This window comes from Vreelandella olivaria (genome assembly GCF_023507745.1).
Taxonomy (GTDB): Bacteria; Pseudomonadota; Gammaproteobacteria; order Pseudomonadales; family Halomonadaceae; genus Vreelandella; species Vreelandella olivaria_A.
On sequence record NZ_JALPZO010000094.1, the window covers coordinates 1 to 552 of the forward strand.

Genomic DNA, 552 nt, shown 5'->3' on the forward strand with positions numbered 1-552 from the left:
GTATCACCCAACCATTTAGACCGTCAGTTTGAAGTAACAGCGCCCAATGTTGCTTGGGTGACGGACATTACATTCATCCGAACGTACGAAGGCTGGCTTTACTTAGCGGTGGTGATCGACCTGTTTTCTCGCCAAGTGGTTGGCTGGTCGATGAAGCCTCGTATGACCACGGAGTTAGTGCTGGATGCTTTGTTATCGGCAGTCTGGCGACGCAAGCCACAAGGAACTGTGATGGTGCATTCAGATCAAGGAAGCCAATTCAGCAGCGGAGATTGGCAAAGCTTTTTGAAAGCTAATCACTTGGTGGGCAGCATGAGTCGGCGTGGTAACTGTCATGATAACGCCGTTGCTGAGAGCTTCTTTCAACTCCTCAAGCGAGAGCGGATCAAGCGACAGATTTATTCGACACGGGAATCGGCTAGACGCGACGTGTTCAATTATATCGAAATGTTTTACAACCCAAAGCGCCGACACGGCACAAGTGATAACTTGTCACCGGTTGAGTATGAAAGGCGTTACTTTAAGAGCCTAACAGGTGTCTAGAATATCCGG

Annotated in this window: 1 protein-coding gene; it reads left to right on the forward strand. The window is 49.1% G+C overall.

Annotated features, from left to right (window positions below; genetic code table 11):
• Window positions 1–543: IS3 family transposase (locus tag HP566_RS07500; RefSeq protein WP_249976643.1), on the forward strand; the 543-nt coding region annotated here is incomplete at its 5' end.
• Between the last annotated feature and the right edge of the window lie 9 nt (window positions 544–552).